Origin of the sequence: Paraburkholderia piptadeniae (assembly GCF_900007165.1) — a bacterium.
In the GTDB taxonomy this organism is placed as follows: Bacteria; Pseudomonadota; Gammaproteobacteria; order Burkholderiales; family Burkholderiaceae; genus Paraburkholderia; species Paraburkholderia piptadeniae.
Genome location: NZ_CYGY02000017.1, coordinates 87,586 through 103,800, shown reverse-complemented (window position 1 = coordinate 103,800; position 16,215 = coordinate 87,586). Strand labels below are relative to the sequence as shown.

The window sequence follows — 16,215 nt, the reverse complement described above, 5'->3', positions numbered from 1 at the left end:
GTCGGTCCTTTTGAAAAGTTGGGAAGAAAACGGCACGCCGGAGTAAGTGTCCGGTGTGCGAAGGCGGGTCCGATTATGCCGGTGCGACCTGGTCGCGCCAAGGACAAAAGTTCGCCTTTACGCGAACTTCGCCGCGCCGCAACAACTTCGAAAGGCATATTACGGCAATGAAAGCAAAAAGGCCCGCCTGGAAGGCGGGCCCGTGTGCGGAGGCTGCGTGGACCGTCGGTTCGTGCCGACGGCTCAACGTGGAATCTCGTCGCCCCGTTTCAGCGTGTAAATTTATAGAAGAAATAGATCGTACTGCCCGTAAACATGCCGAACAGTGCCACGCTCATTGCCATTGCGAGATCCATCGCCCCTCCCGAAAACCGAGTGTTCGCAACCGACGGCTGCCCGTCGCAATACACATTATTGATTGCACCGACTGTGCGGTAACACCCGCAATTTCCCCAGAAGGGTTTCCCCGTAGCCCAAAGGGGCGCAAAATCGGCGTTCGCCGCGCCGCTGTGTCGGAACCGTGCACGCCGACTCCTGTCTCAACCGCTTTCTATCGCCCATTGCCATGCCTCAATTCCAGCAACAGGACATCACCGAGATCGTCAGGGACGGCTCCCTGCTCCGCTTCGCGCCGCAGGCGGGCGGCCGCCTGCTGTCGTGGGACATCGACGGCCAGTCGGTGATCTTCTGGCCCGAGCGCGCCGACTGGAGCCAGCCGGCGCGTGTGCGCGGCGGCAATCCGCTGCTCTTTCCGTTTCTCGGACGGCATTTCGTCGACGGCCAGATCGGCCGCTGGAAAGACGCGCAAGGCACCGTGCGCGATCTGCCCATGCACGGCTTCGCGCGCGATCTGCCATTCGAGGCGACCGTCGACGAAACCGCCCGCTCGATCAGCATGACGCTGACCGACAGCGATGCGACGCGCGCGGGCTATCCGTTCAGCTTCCGCTTCGAAGCGGAGTACACGCTCGTCGACGCGCACACGCTCGACGTCGATTTCGTCACGACCAACACGGGCGCCGCCGGCAGCGCGCCGCTGCCCTACTACGCCGGCCATCACTTCTATTTCACGCTGCCGCATGCGCAGCGCGGCGAGACCGTGCTCGAGCTGCCGCGCACGATGCGCCGGCATCAGGAGCCGGACGGCTCGCTCAGCGCGGGCGAAGCGGGCCAGCCGGATTACCGGCTCGACGATCCGGGCATTCTGGACCGCTTCCATTGCCTCGACGGCGCGCCTGACCATCTCGTGCGCGTGGTTGCGCTCGGCCTGAACCGCAGCATCACGATCGATCTGCAACGCCCAGCCTCCGTGCCCTGGTTCGCCGTCACGACGTGGACCGAAAAGCCCGAATCGGATTTCTTCTGCGTCGAGCCGTGGCTGGGTCTGCCCGATGCGATCCACAATCATCAGGGCCTGCGCTGGCTGGAGCCAGGCGAGACGGAAACGGCCTCGCTGCGTATCGTTGTCGGCACGCTGCCCTGAGCGCGCCACGCTACGGCGCGGCCCGTTCTTCGCGCCGCGCTGCGGCCGAAAATGCGGCATGCCTTGCAAACCCGTTAGAATTGTGCGTTTTTGCATCTGCCGCGTGATCGGGATCGTGCGCGGCGGCGTCTTGCGAGGTCCAATGTTGACAACAAGAATCAGACGGCTGGTCTGCGTGTCGATGATCGCAGCACTGGCCGCATGCGGCTCGGCCCCCGTGGGTCCGGGCTACTATCGCGTCGAACGGGGCGACACGCTGTACAAGATCGCGCGCAGCAACCGCACGTCGGTACAGAGCATCGCACGCTGGAACAACCTGTCGAACCCCGACTCGCTCGAGGTCGGCCGGGTGCTGCGCGTCGCGCCGCCGCCCGGAACGGCAACGGCGGGCACGGGCTCGACAGGTTCGGCAAAGAGCAGTGGCAGCGCGGCGGCTTCGGCAGGCTCGCCATCGACGTCGACGCGCAGCGCCGCCGACGAGACGCCTTCGACACCCGCGTCGTCGATTTCGCTGATCTGGCCGGCGAGCGGCAATGTGATCCGCAGCTTCGACGGCACGAACTCGAAGGGCATCGACATCGCGAACGTCGCGGGCACGCCCGTGTTCGCCGCGGCGGGCGGCACGGTCGTCTATGCGAGCAATGGTCTGCGCGGCTACGGCAACCTGCTGATCATCAAGCACAACGCGGACTATCTGACGGCGTACGCCCATAATCGCACGCTGCTCGTGAAGGAAGGCGAGACGGTGCAGCAAGGCCAGAAGGTCGCCGAGATGGGCGACTCCGACAACGACCGCGTGATGCTGCATTTCGAGCTGCGCTACGACGGCCGCTCGATCGATCCGACGCGCTCGCTGCCGCAGCGCTGAGCACGCAGGCGTGCATGCGATGCAGCGCATAACGCGTCGCGCGCAAGCATGGGGCTCACGTGGCATACGGGTTACGGGTTAAGGGCCAGGCGCCAAGACCCACGTCAAAGACGCGTAACCGCGCGCACCGCGCAAGGGAACCCGGCGGCCCTTGCGCGGCTCCATCAGTCAGCCAGGCACGCGGGCACGTTCCGTGCCACGCGCGCCGGCACCGCGCGAATGCGCGCAACGATACAGAGAGGACATTCCGATGAAAAACGCCCTTGAGGCAATTCGAGCGGTGGCGGCCGGCGCCGCGATCGTCGCGTTGGCCGGCCTTGCGGGCTGCGCCAGCTCCGGCTCGACAACGCTTACCTATCTGCCGAACGGCGACACCGGCTTCGCGATCAACTGCAGCGGCAGCGACGCGAGCCAGAACTGGGGCGAGTGCTACAAGCGCGCCGGCGAAACATGCGGCGCGTATGGCTACGACGTGATCTCTAAGGACGTCGACAACGGCGCGACGGCGGGCGGCTCGCTCGGCGGCGTGCTCGGCGCGAACGTGAAGAACCGTTCGATGGTGGTTCGCTGCAAGCAGTAGCGGCTAATGCGTTAGCCGTCACTATATTGTTGTCTGATGTTTATAGCGCATGGCAAAAAAAGGCCCGGCGCAAAGGCCGGGCAAACGGGGGTTCGGCGCATATCGGCAAAGGACCGGTTCACCATGCGCCGAGACGAAATCTAGCAACGCGCCTATAGCCACGCAATCGATTAATTGTGCGAATAGTGTGAGTCGGCGCACGGTTTGAAGTCGAACTGAATGAAGCGGCACTCAGTTTGGAAACCGAATCAACTCAATTCCCTTAGTCGGATGGTTAGTCCGCGCAATGGCCAATTGGCCGCAAACCCACGCATAGCGGGCCTTTCAGAAGTTCATAAAAATAACGCGTGCGAATCGGCCGACATTGGCGCATTGCGCGGATTCACGCATTTCACTTCGATGATGACATGCATGAGACTTGGTGCGCCAACGCACCCTTCCGTTGCGATTCTTTGCGGGATTTTTGTCAGATTTATTGAATGAAGTTCGAGCGCCATTAGGCCATTCTCGTCGTTTATCGGAGCGGTATTAAAGCGCAAACGTCCGGCGATTAACCGGCTTGTTGACGTCGCGGTTCGAGCATCGCGCGAAACTGGCGTCGATATTGCACGGCACTTCATGACGGCAAGGAAAAGCCGCGCGGCCAAAAGGTCGATCGTCGCCTATGGTTTATAGTTACGCCCGCCCGTGTCGGCGCTCGCCGCCCGCATGCCCCGTCACACCATGCTGTTCAACGATCGCCATGACTTCCTCCGATACGCCACAAAGCCCGCTCTACCAGAAACTGCTCGGTGAAACCGCGAAGATCGGCTGGACGGAACTCGAACGCTTCTTCGCGCGCGGCATGCTGCTGCGCGTCGCGCGCGATCTCGATCTCGTGAGCGTCGCCGAGGCGATCGCCAACGACGATACGACGCAGGTCACGCAATGGCTTTCGGCGGGCCTCGTCGAGCGCGTGCAGTCGGAAACGGCCGCCGACTTCGCCGCACGCGATCCGGACTTGTGGGCCGTCGTCGTGTCGCCGTGGGTTTGCGTGCAGGAACGCGGTTGAACGATCGCGCGAACGATCGCGCCGAAGACGCTCCGTCCGCGTCCGCCGTGCCCGTGCGCTGGCATCGGCGCGTGCTGACGCTCGCGTTCCCGATCGTCCTCGCCAATCTGACCCAGCCGATTCTCGGCGCCGTCGATACCGCCGTCGCCGGGCATCTGGACAGCGCGTCGTATCTTGGCGGCGTGGCCCTGGGCGGACTCTTCTTCAACTTCGTGTTCTGGGGATTCGGCTTTCTGCGCATGGGCACGACGGGGCTCGTCGCGCAGTCGTTCGGCGCCGACGATCAGGCCGGCCTGCGCATGAACATCGTGCGCGCACTGCTGCTCGCATTCGCGATCGGCGTGGTCGTGCTGGCCCTGCAGGTGCCGCTGATCGACTTCGCGGTGCGCACGATCGGCGGCAGCGATGAAGTGCAGCGCCATGCGCGCACCTACTGTCACGCGCGCATCTGGGCCGCGCCGCTCGCGCTCGCGAACTATGTCGTGCTCGGCTGGCTACTCGGCACGCAGCGCGTGCGGGTCGCGCTCGTCACGCAGGTGTTCATCAACGCCGTGAACATCGTTGCCGTGCTGCTGTACGTGTACGCGTTCCATTGGGGCGTCGCGGGCATCGGCGCGGCGACCGCGACAGCCGACGCGCTCGGCCTCGCGTTCGGCGCCGTGCTGCTGTGGCAGATGCGTCCGCGTGGCCTGCCGCCGCTCGAACGCGCGGCGCTGCTCGATCGCGATGCGTTGACGCGCATGGTCGCGATCAACCGCGATATCTTCGTGCGCACGATGTGCCTGCTCGGCACGTTCGGCTGGTTGGCGCATCTCGGCGCGCGGCAAGGCGACGCCACGCTCGCCGCGAATGCGCTGCTGCTCAACTTTCAGACCTTCATGGCGTACGGGCTCGACGGCTTCGCGCACGCGGCCGAGGCCCTGGTCGGCGCGGCGATCGGCGCGCGCAATCGCGATGCGTTCCGCCACGCTGTCAAGGTGGCGATGCTCTGGTCGGCGCTCGGCGCATTGTGCTTCGCGATCGTCTACTGGGCGGCGGGAGCATCGATCGTCGAAGGGCTCACCGACCAGCCCGCCGTGCGCGCGACGGCGGAAGCCTTCCTGCCATGGACAGCGCTTTCGCCCGTCGTTTCGGTGTGGGGCTTTCTGCTCGACGGCGTGTTCATCGGCGCGACGCGCACGCGCGAACTGATGACGTCGATGATCGTGTCGCTGGGCGTGTTTCTCGCGGCGTCATGGGCGCTCGTCGGCACGCACGGCAACCATGGCCTCTGGGCTGCGCTGCTGCTCTTCATGGCCGCTCGCGGCCTCACGCTGGCACGCTTGCTGCCGCGTCTCGCGCACGACGTCGGCCCGGATAGCGGGCCAGACACAGCGGGCCGTCACGGCTAAGCGGCGTCTGCCTCAGGTCGATGCAAGTCGCGCTCCCGGAGCGCGCGCTTCATTTCGGTGCGGCGGGCGCGTCGATCATCGCGGGCGGGCGATCGTCGGTCGGCACGCCGTGATAGTCCGCCGGGTCCTTCGGCGGCACGCGATGATGAATGGTCGTATCGTCGGCACACGCCGACAGGGCGAACAGCGAAAACAGCGAGGCAGCCAGCAGGAAGCGGTTCATAAACATGTCGAACGGGTGTGAACATCGACGAATGACGTTGGGGCCACGAGTCTACCCGCAAAGCGCATTCTGCGTCGCGCAAGCGGTCTTCATCCGCTTTGCGCCAACTGGCGGCGGTTGTTCTACTATGTAGCCATGGTTGCAGTCGCCGAAGGAGACAGCCATGGATGCCGAATCGATCGCAGGCCTGATTGGACTCGCCGTGGGATTGCTGGTGCTCGTCGCACTGTCGGTTTTCGAATCGCGCACCTATCGCCGCGAACATCACGGCGAAGGGATGATGCACCACTGGCTCGCCGAGCATCACGTCTTCGACAAGATGCGCCGCAGGCACTGAGCTCTACGCGCCGCGCTTGCGGCGCGCGTTTTATGTTCGCCTGAATTTTCGCCGGGCGCGTGCGTCGGTCTGACGGGCGCACGGCGTCTGCACACGCGCGTCGGCGCTTGCCGAGCGCGGCGTTTATGCACGTTCGACGCGCTTTCCTCCCGCATTTCGCCCCTCTCTCCCGTCGTCTCCGCTACTAGCCGGGCATATGCCTTGCTGGTTTGTAAGGCATGAAACGCGCATCGTGCGCGTTCGACAACCGGCCGGCGCGCGTCGTCATGCTGCTTTCGCGCGCGTCGAGCGGTCTCCATTCGTGGCCCGGCCATATAAGGAGAGATAACGTGACCCTCGGAACCATTCTGTTGATCGTCGTGATCCTGCTCCTGATCGGCGCCCTCCCAAGCTGGCCCTATAGCAGCGGGTGGGGCTACCGTCCGACGGGGCTCGTCGGCGTGGTGCTGATCGTCGTGATCGTGCTGCTGTTGATGGGACAGATATGACCGTCAGGCGGGAGCGATCGATGCGAAGTGGTCCGTCGCCATCCCGGTCGCCTAGTCCGCTTTGCTTTGTGGGCTCGTTGCGGTCGAGATTGACGGGCGAACACCAAAACGGATAGAATCTCTGGCTCGCGTCGGAGCGTAGCGCAGCCTGGTAGCGCATCTGATTTGGGATCAGAGGGTCGTAGGTTCGAATCCTATCGCTCCGACCACCAATAAAGCTGTCGAAAAAACCCGTGTCACCTTTGGTGCCACGGGTTTTTTCTTTTCGGCGTTGTCTGCACGCGACGCTCCAGGCCGCCAGGCACGCGGCCGATGCCCGCCAACCGCATTCCCGAAACCACCGCTCCATAAAACAAAACTCCCCTCACCCCGCGTTGTCCATACTGTCGATATCAGCCGATACGAGCCCTGGAGACATCGCAATGAACCTGATCCTCTGGCGTCACGCCGAAGCCGAAGACGTCGCGTCGAGCGACCTTGCCCGCCAGTTGACGGCGCGCGGCCGCAAGCAGGCGCAGGCGTCCGCGAAATGGCTGCGCGCGCGCCTTCCCGACGATGCCGTCATCCTCGCGAGCCCCGCCACGCGCACGGTGCAGACGGCCGAATCGCTGACCGACCAATACCGGGTCGTGCGCGAAATCGCGCCGGACGCCAGCGCCACCGATGTCCTCGCGGCCGCCGGCTGGCCCGACGGCATCGCGCCCACCGTCGTCGTCGTCGGCCATCAACCGACGCTTGGCCATGTCGCCGCGCGCCTGCTCGCCGATAGCGGCGCGAGCTGGTCGATCAAGAAATCGGCGATCTGGTGGCTCGAAAGCCGCAACCGCGGCAACGACGAACAGGCCGTCCTGCGCGCGATGATCGGCCCCGACTTTCTGTGATCCGCGCCGCGTGCCGGAAAAACAGCGAATGACCGTCGAAGGCGCCGCGAAAGCGTCGGCCTTACGACACGTCATCGAATCGTCATAGCATTGCCACGTGAGCGTCACCGGGCATTACTACATTGGCGTCGAAGCGAATTTCACATTTTCGACCAGGAACGCCAATGCGAGAACTGCCGACGCCAACCCTGCCCTTCGCATCGATCCTCGAGCCGCGGCGCCGTCTGCCGCGCACGGAAGAAACGGTCACCGCCCAGCATCGTCTGCAAGTGTCGTGGGCGCGCACCGACGAGGAGCTTCGTGAAGCGCAGCGTCTGCGTTACCGCGTCTTCGCCGAGGAAATGGGCGCGCGCCTGTCCGGTCCCGCCGGCCTCGACGTCGATTCGTTCGACGCTTACTGCGATCACCTGATCGTCCGCGATCTCGACACGCTCAAGGTGGTCGGCACCTACCGCGTGCTGCCGCCACACCAGGCAGCGCGCATCGGTCGCCTGTACGCCGAGGGCGAGTTCGATATCTCGCGCCTCACGCACCTGCGCTCGAAGATGGTCGAAGTGGGCCGCTCGTGCGTGCACCCCGACTATCGCAGCGGCTCGGTGATCATGTCGCTGTGGGCGGGGCTCGGCTCGTACATGCAGCACAACGGCTACGAAACGATGCTCGGCTGCGCGAGCGTCGCGATGGCCGACGGCGGCCACTTCGCGGCGAACCTGTACACGTCGCTGCAAGACGATGCGCTGACCGCGCCGGAATATCGCGCGTTCCCGCACACGCCGCTGCCTGTCGACGAATTGCAGACGGGCGCGAAGGTCGCGCCGCCGCCGCTCGTCAAAGGCTATCTGCGCCTTGGCGCGAAGATCTGCGGCGCGCCGGCATGGGACCCCGACTTCAATACGGCTGACTTCCTGACGCTGTTCCGCCTGTCGGAGATCAACTCGCGCTACGCCCGCCACTTCCTCGGCGACGCGCTGCCGCGCTGAACGCCTTCGCGAGCGTATTGCGCGATTCGTGCCGCGAAATACGCAATACGCGGCCATCGCGCCGCGTTCGCCGCATCGCAGCGATACATTGAAGCGATAAAACAAAAGAGCCCGGTATCGACCGGGCTCTCTTGCTTGCAGCATGATGAGATGTGATGCACGCAACTTCCGCATCGAAAGCGCGTGCAGCGTGAGCGGTCAATCGTCCGTATAGACGACGCGATACGGCGTGCGAATCTTCTCCCACTCCGCTGCTTCCTGGATCAGGCTGTAGTCGGTCAGCGGATTGTTCGCGACCCATGAATTGGGAAGGCGCACTTCGTAGCCGCCGTTTGCTTGCGCGACGTGGATCTCCGGCAAGCCAGCGTCGGCACGGCGGCGGCAAAAAAGCGCCGCGAGCCGCAGACAGAACAGCAGCTTCCATTCGAGATCGCGCGTCTGCGCAAGCTTGCCGAGCTTGCCCGCATGACCGACGACGAGCGCCGCAAGGCGTGCCTGATCGGTGCGCGAGAAGCCGGGCATGTCCGCGTTGCTCGCGATATACGCCGAGTGCTTGTGATACGCACTGTGCGAAATCGACAGCCCGATTTCATGCAGCGCGGCGGCCCAACCGAGGAACATCCGGTTCTCTTCGCGCACTTCCGCGTCGGGCTCGTCGAGCTGATCGTAGAAGTTCACGGCCAGTTCGCCGATACGGCTCGCCTGCGCGCGATCGACGCCGTAGCGCCGCATGAAGCCTTCGACCGTGATCGTGCGCATGTCCTGATGCTGCGAGCGGCCGAGCAGGTCATACAGCACGCCCAGGCGCAATGCGCCGTCCGTCGTATCGACGTAGTCGACGCCGAGTTCGTCGAACACGGCGATCATGATCGAAAGCCCGCCCGCCAGCACGGGCACACGGTCCGGCTTCAACGCGACGAGCTTGAGCCGGTTGACGTTCTCCGCCTTGATCAGCGCGCGCTTCAGGCGCTCGAGGCCGCCGCGCGATATGCCATGCGTGACGCCCGGATCGTTGAAGCCGTTGGCTTCGACGAGTTCAGCCAACGCACGCGCCGTGCCCGACGAACCGATGCCCTGGTCCCAGCCCGTCGCCTTGTAGTCCGCCGAAATGATCTGGATTTCGCGCGAGGCCGCGAGTTCGGCCTGACGCATCGTGTATTCGTCGACGTTGCCCGACGGGAAGAACTGCCGGCTATGGCTCACGCAGCCGATATACAGGCTCTCCATCCTGATCGGCGTGTAGTGCGAACCGATGATGAATTCCGTCGAGCCGCCGCCAATGTCGACGACGAGCCGCTTGCCCGCGTTCGCCGGCACCGAATGCGCGGCGCCCGCGTAGATCAGGCGCGCTTCTTCGCGGCCTGCAATGACTTCGATGGGAAAACCGAGCGCCGCTTCCGCTTCGCCGAGAAATTCCTGTGCGTTCTTCGCGACGCGCAACGTATTGGTCGCGACGGCGCGCACATGATCGGGATGGAAATCGCGCAGACGCTCGCCGAAGCGCTTCAGCGCATCCCAGCCGCGCACCTGCGAAGCACGGTCGAGCATTTTCTCGCGCGACAGGCCGGCTCCGAGCCGCACCGGTTCGCGCAGCGCGTCCACCTGGTAGATCTGGCTGCCCGCATCGGTTTCTTCGACGCGGCCCACGATCAGGCGGAAGCTGTTCGAGCCGAGATCGACGGCGGCGAGTAGTGGCGGAGTATTGACCATCGGGAAGGGGGACCTCATGCGCGCAGATGCTGCGCCCCTGGCGGGCACATTTGTCACCGCGTTGTTCAAAGTCGCCATTTTAAGCGTACTGGACATCGCGCCGTCACCTCCGCCGTTGTCGTGCGCTATCGTCACATATAGTTACGTCATATTTACGACACGCGGAGTCAAAAGCGTAAAATTACGAAAACCTCAATTCACGCACCTGTCATCATACTGTGAGAATTTCCGAGCGTCCTTTCGAGTCACCTCCCGATCTCTCATTCTCACCGCCGATGTCCAACCGCTACCCTCTTTTGAATCGCGAGCTGGGCATTCTGGGATTCAACGAGCGTGTGCTCGCACAGGCCGCGGACCCGGCTGTACCTCTTCTGGAGCGCTTGCGCTTCATCTGCATCACCAGCAGCAACCTCGATGAATTCTTCGAAGTCCGCATGGCAGGTCTTCAGGAACAGATGCGCGACAACCCCGGCGCGCTGTCACCTGACGGCATGTCGCTGCAGCATGTGTACGATCTCGTCGTCGAGCGCGCGCAGAAGCTGGTGCATCGTCAGTACACGATGCTGCAGGACACCGTGCTGCCCGCGCTCGAAGACGAAGGCATCTACTTTCACGGCACGGAAGCATGGAACGAAGCGCAGACGCACTGGGCGCGCGACTACTTCTTCGATGAACTGCTGCCCGTCCTGACGCCGATCGGCCTGGACCCCGCGCACCCTTTTCCGCGCGTGCTGAACAAGAGCCTGAACTTCGTCGTCGAGCTGGAAGGCAAGGATGCGTTCGGACGCCAGGCCGTGATGGGCATCGTGCAGGCGCCGCGCGCGCTGCCGCGCCTCGTGCGCATGCCGCAGGAACTGTCCGGCTATCCGCATGGCTTCGTGCTCCTCAGCTCGCTGCTGCAACGCTTTGTCGGCGAGCTGTTTCCGAATCTCGTCGTGCGCAGTTGCAACCAGTTCCGCATCACGCGCAACAGCGAGCTGTTCGTCGATGAAGACGAAATCACGAACCTGCGCGTCGCGCTGCAGGGCGAACTGCCCGCGCGCCATCTGGGCAATGCGGTGCGGCTCGAAGTATCGGCGGAAACGCCCGCGCATCTCGTGCGGCGTCTCCTCGACGAAAGCGGCCTCTCGCAGAAGGACTGCTATTACGTCGATGGCCCCGTGAATCTCGTGCGTCTGATGCAATTGCCCGAGATGGTCGACCGGCCCGATCTGAAGTTCGTCCCGCATATTCCCGCCACGCCGCCGCAAATCGCCAACAGCGCGAGCCTCTTCGACGTGATCGATCAGGGCGACGTGCTGCTGCATCATCCGTACGAGAGCTTCCAGCCGGTGCTCGAATTGCTCTTGCAGGCCGCGAAGGACCCGAACGTCGTCGCGATCAAGCAGACCATCTATCGCACGGGCACCGATTCGCCGCTGATGGATGCGCTGATGCAGGCTGCGCGCAACGGCAAGGAAGTGACGGTGGTCGTCGAACTGCTCGCGCGCTTTGACGAAGAGACGAACATCAACTGGGCGTCGCAGCTCGAAGCCGTCGGCGCGCATGTCGTGTACGGCGTGGTCGGCCACAAGTGCCACGCGAAGATGATGCTGATCGTGCGGCGCGTGTCGGAAGGCGGCAAGTCGATTCTGAAGCGCTACGCGCATCTGGGCACGGGCAACTATCATCCGCGCACGGCACGGCTCTATACCGACTTCGGGCTGATGACGGCCGACCAGAAAATCTGCGAAGACGTGCACCACGTGTTTCAGCAACTGACGGGCATCGGTGGCGAGTTGCCGCTGCATGAGCTGTGGCAGTCGCCGTTCACGCTGCATCCGAAGCTCGTCGACGCGATTCGTGCCGAGGCCGAGCATGCGCGAGCGGGCAAACGCGCGCGCATCGTCGCGAAGATGAATGCGCTGCTGGAGCCGACCGTCATCGCGGAACTGTACGAAGCCTCGCAAGCGGGCGTGAAGATCGATCTGATCGTGCGCGGCGTGTGCTCGCTGCAACCGGGCGTCGAAGGGCTGTCGGAGAACATCACGGTACGCTCGATCGTCGGCAGGTTCCTCGAACATCACCGCATCTTCTACTTCCACGACGACGGCCGCGAACAGGTCTATCTGTCGAGCGCCGACTGGATGGACCGCAACTTCTTCCGCCGCGTCGAAGTCGCGTTCCCGATCAACGACCGGCGCCTGAAGCGTCGTGTGATTGCGGAAGGCCTGTCGGCATTCCTCGGCGACAACCAGGCCGCGTGGCTGATGCAAAGCGACGGCCACTATCGCCGGCGCCGTCCGGGCAAGTCGTCGCGCAATGCGCAGATGAGTCTCCTGACGAAGTTCTGCTCATAAGCGCCGTGCTCCGCAATCAGGCAGACACGCAAAAAAGCCCGCAATGGCGGGCTCTTTCGTTTCAACGAGCGTGTTGCTGCTGGACGTTCGACTGAGTCTCAAGCGGCCGTCGTATGGAGCATCGCCGTGCGCGCGGCCGGAAAGCGCACAGTGAACGTGCTGCCGCGCCCTTCTTCGCTCTTCACTTCGAGCTGCGCGTCGTGCCGTTGCAGCACGTGCTTGACGATCGCGAGCCCGAGGCCCGTGCCGCCCGTGTCCCGCGAACGGCTGCGATCGACGCGATAGAAACGCTCCGTCAAACGCGGAATATCCGCAGCGGGAATGCCGAGGCCGCTGTCGGCGACGATGAAAGTCGCCTGTCCGCCTTGCGCACGCCAGCTCACGTTGATCGAACCGCCATCGGGCGTATAGCGGATCGCATTCGTGACGAGATTGCCGAACGCGCTGAGAATTTCCGTTTCGACGCCCGTGACCGTGAGCGCTTCGTCGGCATCGAACGAGATCCGATGGCGTCCCGCCGACAGGCTTTCCGCATCTTCCCGCAGATGCCTGACCACCGCGCGCATATCGACCATCTGGTTGCTAGGCGGCTTGTTGTCGCCTTCGAGCGTCGCGAGCACGAGCAGATCGCTGACGATGTGCTGCATCCGCTGCGCCTGCTGCATCATCAGGTCGAGGTAGCGCGCGCGTTCCTCGTCGTCGAGCGGAATATCGCGCATCGTTTCGAGAAAACCGGCGAGCACCGTCAGCGGCGTCTTCAGTTCGTGCGAGACGTTTGCGACGAAATCGCGGCGCATCGCGTCGGTGCGCTCGAGCTCGGTGATGTCCTGCGACAGCACGAGCTTGCGGTTCTCGCCATACGGGAACACCTGCACGGAGAGCACGTTCTGCCGCTTGTCGCCCATGCCGCGCATGATCAGCATCTCGTCATATTGATGCGAGTTCAGGTAGCGGACAAAATCGGGATGACGCACGAGATGCGTGATGTGCTGACGCAAGTCGCGCTTGGCGTCGAGACCGAAGTGCTGCTCGGAGATCGCGTTGCACCACTCGATCTGGTCGTGATCGTCGAGCATCGCTACGCCGTTCGGCGATGCCTGGATCGCCTGAATGAAGCGCGAATGCTGCTGCTCGACCTGGCGCACCTGCGCGTGCCAGCGCTTCGCGAGCTTGTGCAGACGGTAGTAGATTTCGCCCCAGATGCCTGGCGCGCTCGGCACTTCGCCATAGACGGGCGCATCGAGCAACCGCCACAGCCGCTGCTTGTGGAACGTGCTGAAGATGCCCTGCGCGAGCAGCGCGATTACGGCGAGGCTCAGCGCCGCCTTCGTGTTGACGAATACGCCGACCGCCACGCACAGAACAGCGAGGAGCACGAGCGATACCAGGGAGCGCGCCCAGATGATGTTCATGTGTTCCTGCGACGTTAGAGACCTAACCTTGAGACATCAGAGACAACAAAGCGCGCTGCGGTGATGCCTCGCAGCGCGCTTCGTGTTGCCGGCCAGTGTACCTTATGCGCTCTTGGCCAGACGATAGCCGCTGCCACGCACCGTCTCGATCATCGCATCGCAACCCGCGGGCTTGAGCGCCGCGCGCAGCCGCTTGATATGCACGTCGACGGTGCGCTCTTCGACGAACACGTGATCGCCCCACACCTGATCGAGCAATTGCGTGCGGCTGTGCACGCGCTCCGGATGCGTCATGAAGAAATGCAGCAGGCGGAATTCCGTCGGACCGAGATCGAGCTTGATCTCGTTGCCTTCCGCATGCGCCGCGACACGGTGCGTCGCCGGATCGAGCTTCAGACCGTTGATCGCGACGACGTCTTCCGTCAGTTGCGGCGCGCGACGGCGCAGCACCGCCTTGATGCGCGCCATCAGTTCCTTCGGCGAAAACGGCTTCGTGACGTAATCGTCGGCGCCGATCTCGAGGCCGAGCACCTTGTCCTGCTCGTCGCCGCGCGCGGTCAGCATGATGATCGGGATGTGCTTCGTGCGCTCGTTGTTGCGCAGGTCGCGCGCGAACGCGATGCCCGATTTGCCCGGCAGCATCCAGTCGAGCAGCACGAGATCGGGAAGCACATCGCTGATCAGGTTCTGCGCCTGTTCGGCGTTGTACGCACGAATCGGACAATGGCCCGCGTGTTGCAAATTGACCGAGATCAGCTCGGAAATCGCGGGTTCATCTTCGATAACGAGAATACTGCTGGGCATCGGCGCCTCTTGATAAACGTAATGCTATGGGAACGGTTTGCCGGATTCGATCGACTGCGTATCAAAGGCACATTTCAGCTGAGCGCTTCGCGCTCGAGCGCGTCGCGCCCCTTGTGGCGCACGTCAGTGCCCTTCACGACATAGATGATGAATTCGGCGATGTTCTTCGCGTGGTCGCCGATCCGCTCGATCGCCTTCGCGATGAAGAGGAAATCGAGGCCCACGGAAATCAGCCGCGGATCTTCCGTCATGTACGAAATCAGCTTGCGGACGAAACCGCGGAATTCCTCGTCGATCGCCTTGTCGTCGCGCACGATCTGCGCGGCGGCCACGGTGTCGAGGCGCGCGAACGCGTCGAGCGCGCGGCGCAGGATGCTCACGGCCATCTCGCCCGACAGCTTGATTTCGGCGATGTTGATCGTGCGCGACGCGCCATCTTCCGCGAGGCGCTTCGTGCGCTTCGCGATCTTTTCGGCTTCGTCGCCGGCGCGCTCGAGATTCGTGATCGTCTTCGAAATCGCCATCAGCAGACGCAGGTCGCGTGCGGCCGGCTGACGGCGCGCGATGATGTTGCTGCACTCTTCGTCGATCTCGACTTCCATCGTGTTCAGGCGGTCTTCGGCTGCGATCACCTGATCGGCGATGCCCGTGTCGAATTCGTTCAACGCGTTCATCGCGGCGACGATCTGCGCCTCGACGAGGCCGCCCATTTCGAGCACCTTCGAGGACACCAGATTCAGATCGGCGTCGAACTGGCTGGACAGGTGTTTATCCGTCATGTCGTACTCCCTAAGCTCGTGCGCGTGCGCTTAGCCGAAGCGGCCCGTGATGTAGTCTTCCGTTTCCTTGCGGACGGGCTTGATGAAGATCTTCTCGGTGTCGCCGAATTCGATCAGCTCGCCGAGGTACATATATGCAGTGTAGTCCGAGCAGCGCGCGGCCTGCTGCATGTTGTGCGTGACGATCACCACCGTATAGTCGCTCTTCAGTTCGGCGATCAGCTCTTCGATGCGGCCCGTCGAAATCGGGTCGAGCGCCGAGCACGGCTCGTCGAGCAACAGCACTTCAGGACGGATTGCAATGCCGCGCGCAATGCACAGGCGCTGCTGCTGGCCGCCCGACAGGCCGTAGCCGCTCTGGCCGAGCTTGTCCTTCACTTCGTTCCACAGCGCGGCCTTCGTCAGCGCCCACTCGACGCGGTCGTCCATCTCCGAGCGCGACAGCGTTTCGAACATCTTCACGCCGAATGCGATGTTGTCGTAGATCGACATCGGGAACGGCGTCGGCTTCTGGAACACCATGCCGATGCGCGCGCGCAAGAGCGAGATGTCGCGCTTCGACGTGAGCAGGTTTTCGCCGTCCATCAGGATTTCGCCTTCGGCGCGCTGCTCCGGATAGAGCGCGTACATCTTGTTGAACGTGCGCAGCAGCGTGGACTTGCCGCAGCCCGACGGGCCAATGAACGCGGTCACCTTGCCTTCGGGAATCTGCAGGTTGATGTTCTTCAGCGCGTGATACTTGCCGTAGAAGAAGTTCAGGTTGTTGACTTCGATTTTCGGTTGCGCGGGCGCTGCCGCATGACCGCTCTGGGCCGGGTCGAAACCAGCGGGTGACGCCGGGCGCTCGATGGGGTTCAGGTGACTTTCTGCCATGTTCATCGGATCGCTC

General features: G+C 63.5%; 17 protein-coding genes and 1 tRNA gene. 11 read left to right on the top strand and 7 right to left on the bottom strand.

All coding sequences use genetic code 11. The annotated features are described in order from the left end of the window. The first annotated feature begins 565 nt into the window (after positions 1-565). From BN2476_RS07980 to BN2476_RS07970, 3 genes are all read left to right on the top strand, one after another. On the top strand, positions 566-1,483 hold the full coding sequence (locus BN2476_RS07980) for an aldose epimerase family protein (RefSeq protein WP_087733612.1): 918 nt from the start codon (positions 566-568) through the stop codon (positions 1,481-1,483). 142 nt (positions 1,484-1,625) lie between these two features. Then, a complete protein-coding gene (locus BN2476_RS07975; RefSeq protein WP_173819598.1) occupies positions 1,626-2,351 on the top strand; it encodes a peptidoglycan DD-metalloendopeptidase family protein in 726 nt (241 codons plus the stop codon). A gap of 250 nt (positions 2,352-2,601) precedes the next feature. Continuing rightward, a complete protein-coding gene (locus tag BN2476_RS07970) occupies positions 2,602-2,931 on the top strand; it encodes a hypothetical protein (RefSeq protein WP_087733610.1) in 330 nt (109 codons plus the stop codon). A 332-nt stretch (positions 2,932-3,263) separates the two neighbouring features. On the opposite strand, the gene BN2476_RS46410 is transcribed toward BN2476_RS07970, so the two are convergent. After that, on the bottom strand, positions 3,264-3,428 hold the full coding sequence (locus tag BN2476_RS46410) for a hypothetical protein (RefSeq protein ID WP_160111685.1): 165 nt from the start codon (positions 3,426-3,428) through the stop codon (positions 3,264-3,266). Between the two features lie 245 nt (positions 3,429-3,673). Between BN2476_RS46410 and BN2476_RS07965 the strand changes: the two genes are divergently transcribed. Together BN2476_RS07965 and BN2476_RS07960 are read left to right on the top strand one after the other, a co-directional pair. Next, positions 3,674-3,982: a DUF2288 domain-containing protein gene (locus BN2476_RS07965; protein ID WP_087733609.1), complete on the top strand. Its 309-nt coding sequence runs from the start codon at positions 3,674-3,676 to the stop codon at positions 3,980-3,982. Next, positions 3,979-5,373 carry an MATE family efflux transporter gene (locus BN2476_RS07960; protein ID WP_087733608.1) on the top strand — a complete coding sequence of 465 codons (1,395 nt, stop codon included), beginning with the start codon at positions 3,979-3,981 and terminating at the stop codon, positions 5,371-5,373. The genes BN2476_RS07965 and BN2476_RS07960 overlap by 4 nt, the downstream gene beginning before the upstream one ends. Before the next feature lie 49 nt (positions 5,374-5,422). On the opposite strand, the gene BN2476_RS47170 is transcribed toward BN2476_RS07960, so the two are convergent. Continuing rightward, positions 5,423-5,596 (bottom strand): hypothetical protein, encoded by a 174-nt coding sequence (locus BN2476_RS47170; RefSeq protein ID WP_162849235.1) that lies wholly within the window; start codon positions 5,594-5,596, stop codon positions 5,423-5,425. A gap of 163 nt (positions 5,597-5,759) precedes the next feature. On the opposite strand from BN2476_RS47170, the gene BN2476_RS47165 reads away from it, so the two are divergent. The 5 genes from BN2476_RS47165 to BN2476_RS07935 all read left to right on the top strand — a co-directional run bounded on the left by BN2476_RS47165 (position 5,760) and on the right by BN2476_RS07935 (position 8,282). Further along, a complete protein-coding gene (locus BN2476_RS47165) occupies positions 5,760-5,933 on the top strand; it encodes a hypothetical protein (RefSeq protein ID WP_162849234.1) in 174 nt (57 codons plus the stop codon). Between the two features lie 329 nt (positions 5,934-6,262). Further along, the gene (locus BN2476_RS07950; protein ID WP_087733717.1) at positions 6,263-6,421 is read left to right on the top strand and encodes a DUF3309 family protein; all 159 of its coding nucleotides are present in this window, start codon (positions 6,263-6,265) and stop codon (positions 6,419-6,421) included. A gap of 132 nt (positions 6,422-6,553) precedes the next feature. Next, positions 6,554-6,630 (top strand) — tRNA-Pro (locus tag BN2476_RS07945). Positions 6,631-6,843: 213 nt separating this feature from the next. Beyond that, positions 6,844-7,302: a SixA phosphatase family protein gene (locus BN2476_RS07940; protein ID WP_087733606.1), complete on the top strand. Its 459-nt coding sequence runs from the start codon at positions 6,844-6,846 to the stop codon at positions 7,300-7,302. A 164-nt stretch (positions 7,303-7,466) separates the two neighbouring features. Further along, positions 7,467-8,282, top strand: coding sequence for a GNAT family N-acetyltransferase (locus BN2476_RS07935; RefSeq protein ID WP_087733605.1), 816 nt, complete (start codon positions 7,467-7,469; stop codon positions 8,280-8,282). A 198-nt stretch (positions 8,283-8,480) separates the two neighbouring features. Here the strand turns inward: BN2476_RS07935 and ppx are convergent, their stop codons facing one another. Beyond that, on the bottom strand, positions 8,481-10,070 hold the full coding sequence (gene ppx / locus BN2476_RS07930; protein ID WP_235850764.1) for an exopolyphosphatase: 1,590 nt from the start codon (positions 10,068-10,070) through the stop codon (positions 8,481-8,483). Positions 10,071-10,267: 197 nt separating this feature from the next. On the opposite strand from ppx, the gene ppk1 reads away from it, so the two are divergent. Further along, positions 10,268-12,331: a polyphosphate kinase 1 gene (gene ppk1 / locus BN2476_RS07925; RefSeq protein ID WP_087733604.1), complete on the top strand. Its 2,064-nt coding sequence runs from the start codon at positions 10,268-10,270 to the stop codon at positions 12,329-12,331. A gap of 98 nt (positions 12,332-12,429) precedes the next feature. Here the strand turns inward: ppk1 and phoR are convergent, their stop codons facing one another. The 4 genes from phoR to pstB form a co-directional block, all read right to left on the bottom strand. Continuing rightward, the gene (phoR, locus tag BN2476_RS07920) at positions 12,430-13,743 is read right to left on the bottom strand and encodes a phosphate regulon sensor histidine kinase PhoR (protein WP_087733603.1); all 1,314 of its coding nucleotides are present in this window, start codon (positions 13,741-13,743) and stop codon (positions 12,430-12,432) included. 102 nt (positions 13,744-13,845) lie between these two features. Continuing rightward, entirely contained in the window at positions 13,846-14,547 is a 702-nt protein-coding gene (gene phoB, locus BN2476_RS07915) for a phosphate regulon transcriptional regulator PhoB (protein WP_007748110.1), read from the bottom strand. Positions 14,548-14,621: 74 nt separating this feature from the next. After that, a complete protein-coding gene (gene phoU / locus BN2476_RS07910) occupies positions 14,622-15,326 on the bottom strand; it encodes a phosphate signaling complex protein PhoU (RefSeq protein ID WP_087733602.1) in 705 nt (234 codons plus the stop codon). Positions 15,327-15,356: 30 nt separating this feature from the next. Then, entirely contained in the window at positions 15,357-16,205 is an 849-nt protein-coding gene (pstB, locus tag BN2476_RS07905) for a phosphate ABC transporter ATP-binding protein PstB (protein WP_087733601.1), read from the bottom strand. Positions 16,206-16,215: the final 10 nt, after the last annotated feature.

Excerpts from the sequence above, each read along its gene's own strand:
- BN2476_RS07980 (WP_087733612.1), top strand. The coding sequence starts at position 566 with ATGCCTCAATTCCAGCAACAGGACATCACCGAGATCGTCAGGGACGGC.
- BN2476_RS07975 (WP_173819598.1), top strand. The coding sequence starts at position 1,626 with ATGTTGACAACAAGAATCAGACGGCTGGTCTGCGTGTCGATGATCGCA.
- BN2476_RS07970 (WP_087733610.1), top strand. The coding sequence starts at position 2,602 with ATGAAAAACGCCCTTGAGGCAATTCGAGCGGTGGCGGCCGGCGCCGCG.
- BN2476_RS46410 (WP_160111685.1), bottom strand. The coding sequence starts at position 3,428 with ATGGCGCTCGAACTTCATTCAATAAATCTGACAAAAATCCCGCAAAGA.
- BN2476_RS07965 (WP_087733609.1), top strand. The coding sequence starts at position 3,674 with ATGACTTCCTCCGATACGCCACAAAGCCCGCTCTACCAGAAACTGCTC.
- BN2476_RS47170 (WP_162849235.1), bottom strand. The coding sequence starts at position 5,596 with ATGAACCGCTTCCTGCTGGCTGCCTCGCTGTTTTCGCTGTTCGCCCTG.
- BN2476_RS47165 (WP_162849234.1), top strand. The coding sequence starts at position 5,760 with ATGGATGCCGAATCGATCGCAGGCCTGATTGGACTCGCCGTGGGATTG.
- BN2476_RS07940 (WP_087733606.1), top strand. The coding sequence starts at position 6,844 with ATGAACCTGATCCTCTGGCGTCACGCCGAAGCCGAAGACGTCGCGTCG.
- BN2476_RS07935 (WP_087733605.1), top strand. The coding sequence starts at position 7,467 with ATGCGAGAACTGCCGACGCCAACCCTGCCCTTCGCATCGATCCTCGAG.
- ppx (WP_235850764.1), bottom strand. The coding sequence starts at position 10,070 with ATGGCGACTTTGAACAACGCGGTGACAAATGTGCCCGCCAGGGGCGCA.
- ppk1 (WP_087733604.1), top strand. The coding sequence starts at position 10,268 with ATGTCCAACCGCTACCCTCTTTTGAATCGCGAGCTGGGCATTCTGGGA.
- phoR (WP_087733603.1), bottom strand. The coding sequence starts at position 13,743 with ATGAACATCATCTGGGCGCGCTCCCTGGTATCGCTCGTGCTCCTCGCT.
- phoB (WP_007748110.1), bottom strand. The coding sequence starts at position 14,547 with ATGCCCAGCAGTATTCTCGTTATCGAAGATGAACCCGCGATTTCCGAG.
- phoU (WP_087733602.1), bottom strand. The coding sequence starts at position 15,326 with ATGACGGATAAACACCTGTCCAGCCAGTTCGACGCCGATCTGAATCTG.
- pstB (WP_087733601.1), bottom strand. The coding sequence starts at position 16,205 with ATGAACATGGCAGAAAGTCACCTGAACCCCATCGAGCGCCCGGCGTCA.